This window comes from Salipiger sp. HF18 (genome assembly GCF_011806505.1).
In the GTDB taxonomy this organism is placed as follows: Bacteria; Pseudomonadota; Alphaproteobacteria; order Rhodobacterales; family Rhodobacteraceae; genus Salipiger; species Salipiger thiooxidans.
Genome location: NZ_JAATOS010000283.1, coordinates 1 through 5,335 on the forward strand (window position 1 = coordinate 1; position 5,335 = coordinate 5,335).

Genomic DNA, 5,335 nt, shown 5'->3' on the forward strand with positions numbered 1-5,335 from the left:
CGGCCGCCTCGGGCGTCCCGGTCTCCGGCTCGGTCTCCGGGTCGGGAACACCTGCGCCGGCCCCCGGCGTGCCTGTCCCGGTTGCGCCGGCCTTCGTCGTCCCGGCCTCGGCCGTCCTGGTCCCGCTCTCCGGAGCGCCGGCTTTGGCCGCGTTCGTCACGTTTTCGGAGGCGCCGGTCTCGTCAGTCTCGGTCATGCCGTGTCTCCCGTTTGCGCAGCTGGATCGGCGCGAAGCTCTCGGATTGGCGGATCTCGGCGTGGCCTTCCTTGACCAGCTCCAGCGAGGCCGCGAAGGTCGCCGCCGTGGCCGACCGCCACTTCACCGGGTCAGCGTCCCAGCCGTCGGGCAGCCACGACGCGATGTCGGTCCACTGACCGGCGAAACCGATGAGTCCGCGCATGCGGTCCAGCGCCTGTTCCATGGTGTAGACGCTCTCGCGGTCCATGACGAAGGGCCGGAACTCGTCGCGGGTGCGGATCCGCGCGTAGCCCTGCATCAGGTCGAGAAGCGTCGCGGAATACTGCACCCGGCGCACGCGCTCGACGCCCTCGGGCAGCCCGCGGGCGAAGAAGTCGCGCCCCAGCCGGTCTCGCGCCATCAGACGCGCCGCCGCGTCGCGCATCGCCTGCAGCCGTTCAAGCTGGAAGGCGAGGTGCGCCGCCAGTTCCTCGCCCGAAGGGCCGTCCTCGGTCGGATCCGGCGGCAGCAGCAGCCGCGATTTCAGGAACGCGAGCCAGGCGGCCATCACCAGGTAATCGGCGGCAAGCTCGATGCGCAGCTCCTTGGCCTTCTCGACGAAGGCGAGGTACTGCCGCGCGAGTTCGAGCACCGAGATCTTGCGCAGGTCCACCTTCTGGGTGCGCGAGAGCGTCAGAAGAAGGTCGAGCGGGCCCTCGAAGCCGTCCACGTCGACAATGAGCGCCTCGGCGGCAAGGCGCTCGGCGACGCTGAGCGCCTCCACATTGCTGTCCGTATTGTCGCTCATGATCAGGGGCGTCCGGCCAGAAGGGCCTCACGTTCGGCCCTGAGGGCCTCGATGTCAACATCGGCAGGGGCGGTGCGCGCGGCCAGTGCCGACTCGGCCCGGGCCTGCGCCGCATCGCTCATCTCGCCCGCCTCGTGCATGAGCGCCACCATCTCGGGCATCTCGCCATTGCAGTGCAGCACGCAGTCGCAGCCGGCCGCGATGGAGCCCCGCGCCCGTTCGGCGATGGTGCCCGACAGCGCCTCCATCGAGATGTCGTCGGTCATCAGGAAGCCGGTGAAGCCGATGTCCTCGCGGATCAGGCGGATCATCGCGGGGTCCACGGTCGCGGGCTGCTGGTTCAGCCCCTCGTACACGAGATGCGCGGTCATCCCCAGCGGCAGGTCATGGAACGCGCGGAAGGCCTCGAAATCGACACGGTCGAGCTCTTCGCGCGGGGCGGAGACGCGCGGCAGGTCGAGATGGCTGTCGAGCTGCGCCAGACCGTGGCCGGGCAGATGCTTGATGACCGGCAGGACGCCGCCCTGCATCAGCCCCCGCGCCACCGCGAGACCGATCTCGGAGACCCGGTCCGGGGTCTCGCCATAGCAGCGGTTGCGCAGGAAGGCATGGGTTTCAGCCCGCGCCACGTCGAGCATCGGAGCGCAGTTGCCGTCGATGCCGTAGCTGTGCAGCTCGAGCGCGGTGATCTGGAAGCGCAGGCGCATGGCCTCGACGGCGGCCTCGCCGAACAGCGCCACGTCGTCGAGCGGCGGCAGCCAGTCGGTGGCCAGCGGCGCGCGCAGGCGCTGCACCCGGCCGCCCTCCTGGTCGATGAAGACCGGCGCGTCGCGGCCCACGGTGTCGCGCAACTCGGCGTTGAGCGCGCGGATCTGCTCCGGCGTGTCGAGGTTGCGCGCGAAGAGGATGAAGCCAAACGGGTTGGCATCTGCAAAAAAGTCCTTCTCGCCCGCGGTCAGCCGCAGGCCCTGCGGCGCGAGGATCGCCGCTCCGAAATGTTGGCTCACCGCGTGGTCACCGGGATGCAGTCGGCGTTCTCGGCGACGAAGGCCGCGCAGAAGCGGCGGGCGGCGGAGAGGTCCTCGAAGCCCGCGGCGCGCAGGCGGTAGAACACCCGCCCGCCCGAGGTGGCGCGTTCGATCACCCGGTCCTTGCCGGCCATGAACTCGCCGAAGCGGGTCGAGAAGCGCTCCCATTCGGAGCGCGCGGTCTCGGGGCTGTCATAAGCGCCGAGCTGCGCCAGCCGTGTGCCCGCGGGCAGGGTCGAGGGGTCGACCTCGTTGGTCACCTCGCTGGTCTCTTCCTCTCCGGCAAGCGTGGCGGCGGCGGCGTTTTCGGTGGTCAGCGCCGTCGGGCGCTGCAGCGGCCGCAGCGAGCGCACGAGCGCGCCCGGAGGCGCCGCGCGCAGGGCTGCGAGCTGTTCGGCGGCGCTGGGTTCATCGGCTTCGGCACGGTCGGAGACCGAGGTCAGCACCTCGGGGTCGCCGTCCTGCTCCATCTCGGTGAAGGGCACCGTGTCGGCGGCGATCTGGTTGGCGAGCGCCTCGATGGGGTCGAGCCCCTCCTGCTCGGCGAGCATGGCAGCTTCGGCCGCGGCGTCGCCCAGCACCTCGTCGATGTCCTCGGCCTCGCCCTCGGCAAGCATCTCGGGTTCTTCCTCGATGACGGGTTCGGGCACGGGGGCCAGCAGTGCGGCCAGTTCCTCGGCAGGCAGGTCGTCGTCGGTCAGTCCCGCCTGCACCGGCGCCAGCATGAGCCGGTCGGGCACCGGCGTCGCGGTGCCGGTTCCGGCCACGTCGTTGACCGCAAGCCCCTGGTGATCGGCGAGCGTGCCGCCCGGATCCTCGGGCGCAACGCGCATCGGGCCTTCCATGGCCTGCACCACCGGAATGCCGGTCACGTCGCGGACGAGGAGCTTGTAGCCCCAGATCCCGACGCCCACCACCAGCGCAAGGGATACCGCCGCACCGGCCCAGTTGGCGACATTCGCGACCCGGCGACCCGCCGGCTCCCGCACATCGGCAGGGCCGTCATAGGTGAAATCTGCCATTCTTGCCTCGCTGCCCCGCGGCGTTTACGCGCCACGGCAATCTGCTCTGCCCGTCATCCCCGGGGCGGCGCGGCGTTCTGGCTCAGCGCATTTCTTCCGCCGGGGTTACGCCCAAGATACCAAGACCCGCGGAAATGACAACCGCGACGGATCGGGCGAGAGCGATTTTGCGCTGGCTGGTTTCGGCATCGTCCTGCAGGAAGCGCAGGCCCGGCTCGTCGTGGCCGCGGTTCCACAGACCGTGCAGCTCCGAGGCCAGTTCGTTGAGCCAGATCGCCACCTTGTGCGGCTCGTGACCCTTGGCGGCGATCTCGACGAGACGCGGCCATTCGGCCACCTTCTTCATCAGCCCGAGCTCGGCCTCGTGGTCGAGCGCGGTCAGATCCGCCCTGGCGAGCGCCGCGTCCGAGACGTCGATCCCCTGCTCCACCGCCTTGCGCATGACCGAGCAGATCCGGGCGTGCGCGTATTGCACGTAGAACACCGGGTTCTCCTTGGACTGCTCGACAGCCTTGGCAAAGTCGAAGTCGAGCGAGGCGTCGTTCTTGCGCGTCAGCATGACGAAGCGGGTCACGTCGGGGCCGACTTCCTCGACCACGTCGCGCAGGGTCACGAAGGTCCCTGCCCGCTTGGACATTTTGAAGGGCTCGCCGTTCTTGAAGAGCTTCACCAGCTGGATGAGTTTGATGTCGAGCGGCGTCTTGCCGTCCGAGAGCGCCGAGACCGCCGCCTTCATCCGCTTGACGTAACCGCCGTGGTCGGCGCCGAAGACGTCGATCAGCTGGTCGAAGCCGCGGCTCACCTTGTCGTAATGATAGGCGATGTCCGGGGCGAAATAGGTCCAGGCGCCGTCCGACTTCTTGATCGGGCGGTCGACGTCGTCGCCGTGCTCGGTCGACTTGAAGAGGGTCTGCTCGCGCGGCTCCCAGTCCTCGGGGGTCTTGCCCTTCGGCGGCTCGAGCACGCCGCGGTAGATCAGGCCCTTGGCATCAAGGCTCTCGATCGCAGCCTCGATCCTGCCGGTGCCGTAGAGCGATTTCTCCGAGAAGAAATGGTCCATCTCGACGCCGAGCAGCTTCAGGTCCTCGCGGATCAGCTTCATCATCTCGTCGGTGGCGAAGTTGCGGATCTCCTCAAGCCAGACCTCTTCTGGCTGGTCGACGTATTGCTCACCGACCCGCGCGGCGAGCATCTCGCCCACCGGGATCAGGTAATCGCCGGGATAGGTGCCGTCGGCGAACTCGACTTCGTGGCCAAGCGCCTCGAGGTAGCGGAGGTAGACCGAGCGCGCCAGCACGTCGACCTGAGCGCCGCCGTCGTTGATGTAGTATTCACGGGTGACGTCGTAGCCGGCGAAGTCCAGCAGGCTTGCCAGCGCATCGCCGAAGACCGCGCCGCGGGTGTGGCCCACGTGCAGCGGCCCGGTCGGGTTGGCCGAGACGTATTCCACGTTGATCCTGGCGCCCTGCCCCATGTCGGAGCGGCCGAAATCGGTGCCCTGCGTCAGCACCGCGCCGGGCAGCGCCTGCCAGACCGAGGGCGCAAGCCGCAGGTTGAGGAAGCCGGGGCCTGCCACCTCGGCGGCCACGATGCGGTCGTCGGCGCCGATCTTCGCCGCCAGCGCCTCGGCGATGTCGCGCGGCCTGGCCTTGGCGGGCTTGGCCAGCACCATCGCGGCGTTGGTCGCCATGTCGCCGTGCAGCGGGTCTCGCGGGGGCTCCACCGTCACGGGGGCGGTGTTGAGCCCTTCGGGCAGGATGCCCTCGGCTTGCAGCGCCTCGATCGCCTGCAGGACAAGCGCGCGAATGTCGGTGAAGAGGTTCATTGCGTCTCCATACGGTCGCGCCTCCTGTATCACTTCGGCGGACGGGGTCAAATGGGGAGCGTTGCACGGGCGGAGACGATGCAGTGGGGGCTCTGCCCCCGCCTTCGGCTCCCCCGGGATATTTGGGGCCACTGGAGGACAGGGGCTTGGTCGTCTGGCGCCGAGCGTCCAGGGGCGAGGTGGAGCGCGGCCGCCTCGCGAAGAGCCCACGATAACCGGGCGGACAGGGCACGGTCGCGGGGACGGGGCACCTGGACTGAGCGCGGTAACGAAGCATTAAGGTTGATGCGGGATGGTGGTGACACGGTACAGGCGGGGACGCCGATGACCGTGCCAGTGGAAGCAGAGGCTTCTCGCGGCCCGTTCCCGGCAAGGGACGGGCCGCATCCTGTGTGGCGGCGTGTCGGACAGCTCTCCTGGCGGCTCTGTCGGTCCGGCCGGAGGGGCGTCCCCGCCGCCCCGCAAGGCGGGCCG

At 69.4% G+C, this 5,335-nt stretch carries 5 protein-coding genes; all 5 read right to left on the bottom strand.

Annotation, left to right across the window (positions count from 1 at the left end):
* On the bottom strand, positions 1-196 hold a 196-nt coding region (locus tag HC022_RS18490), incomplete at its 3' end, for a hypothetical protein (protein ID WP_217704038.1).
* Positions 183-986, bottom strand: coding sequence for a ScpA family protein (locus HC022_RS18495; RefSeq protein WP_040383988.1), 804 nt, complete (start codon positions 984-986; stop codon positions 183-185). The genes HC022_RS18490 and HC022_RS18495, both read right to left, overlap by 14 nt.
* Positions 987-988: 2 nt before the next feature.
* Complete coding sequence (locus HC022_RS18500; protein ID WP_167453406.1) at positions 989-1,993, bottom strand: glycoside hydrolase family 3 protein; 1,005 nt, start codon at positions 1,991-1,993, stop codon at positions 989-991.
* Positions 1,990-3,036 (bottom strand): SPOR domain-containing protein, encoded by a 1,047-nt coding sequence (locus HC022_RS18505; RefSeq protein ID WP_008885240.1) that lies wholly within the window; start codon positions 3,034-3,036, stop codon positions 1,990-1,992. The genes HC022_RS18500 and HC022_RS18505 overlap by 4 nt, the downstream gene beginning before the upstream one ends.
* Before the next feature lie 82 nt (positions 3,037-3,118).
* Positions 3,119-4,861 carry an arginine--tRNA ligase gene (gene argS, locus HC022_RS18510; RefSeq protein ID WP_040384354.1) on the bottom strand — a complete coding sequence of 581 codons (1,743 nt, stop codon included), beginning with the start codon at positions 4,859-4,861 and terminating at the stop codon, positions 3,119-3,121.
* Positions 4,862-5,335 lie beyond the last annotated feature (474 nt).

What these genes read in the sequence shown, in the direction of transcription:
- HC022_RS18505 (WP_008885240.1), bottom strand. Translation starts at nt 3,036, where the DNA reads ATGGCAGATTTCACCTATGACGGCCCTGCCGATGTGCGGGAGCCGGCG.
- HC022_RS18495 (WP_040383988.1), bottom strand. Translation starts at nt 986, where the DNA reads ATGAGCGACAATACGGACAGCAATGTGGAGGCGCTCAGCGTCGCCGAG.
- argS (WP_040384354.1), bottom strand. Translation starts at nt 4,861, where the DNA reads ATGAACCTCTTCACCGACATTCGCGCGCTTGTCCTGCAGGCGATCGAG.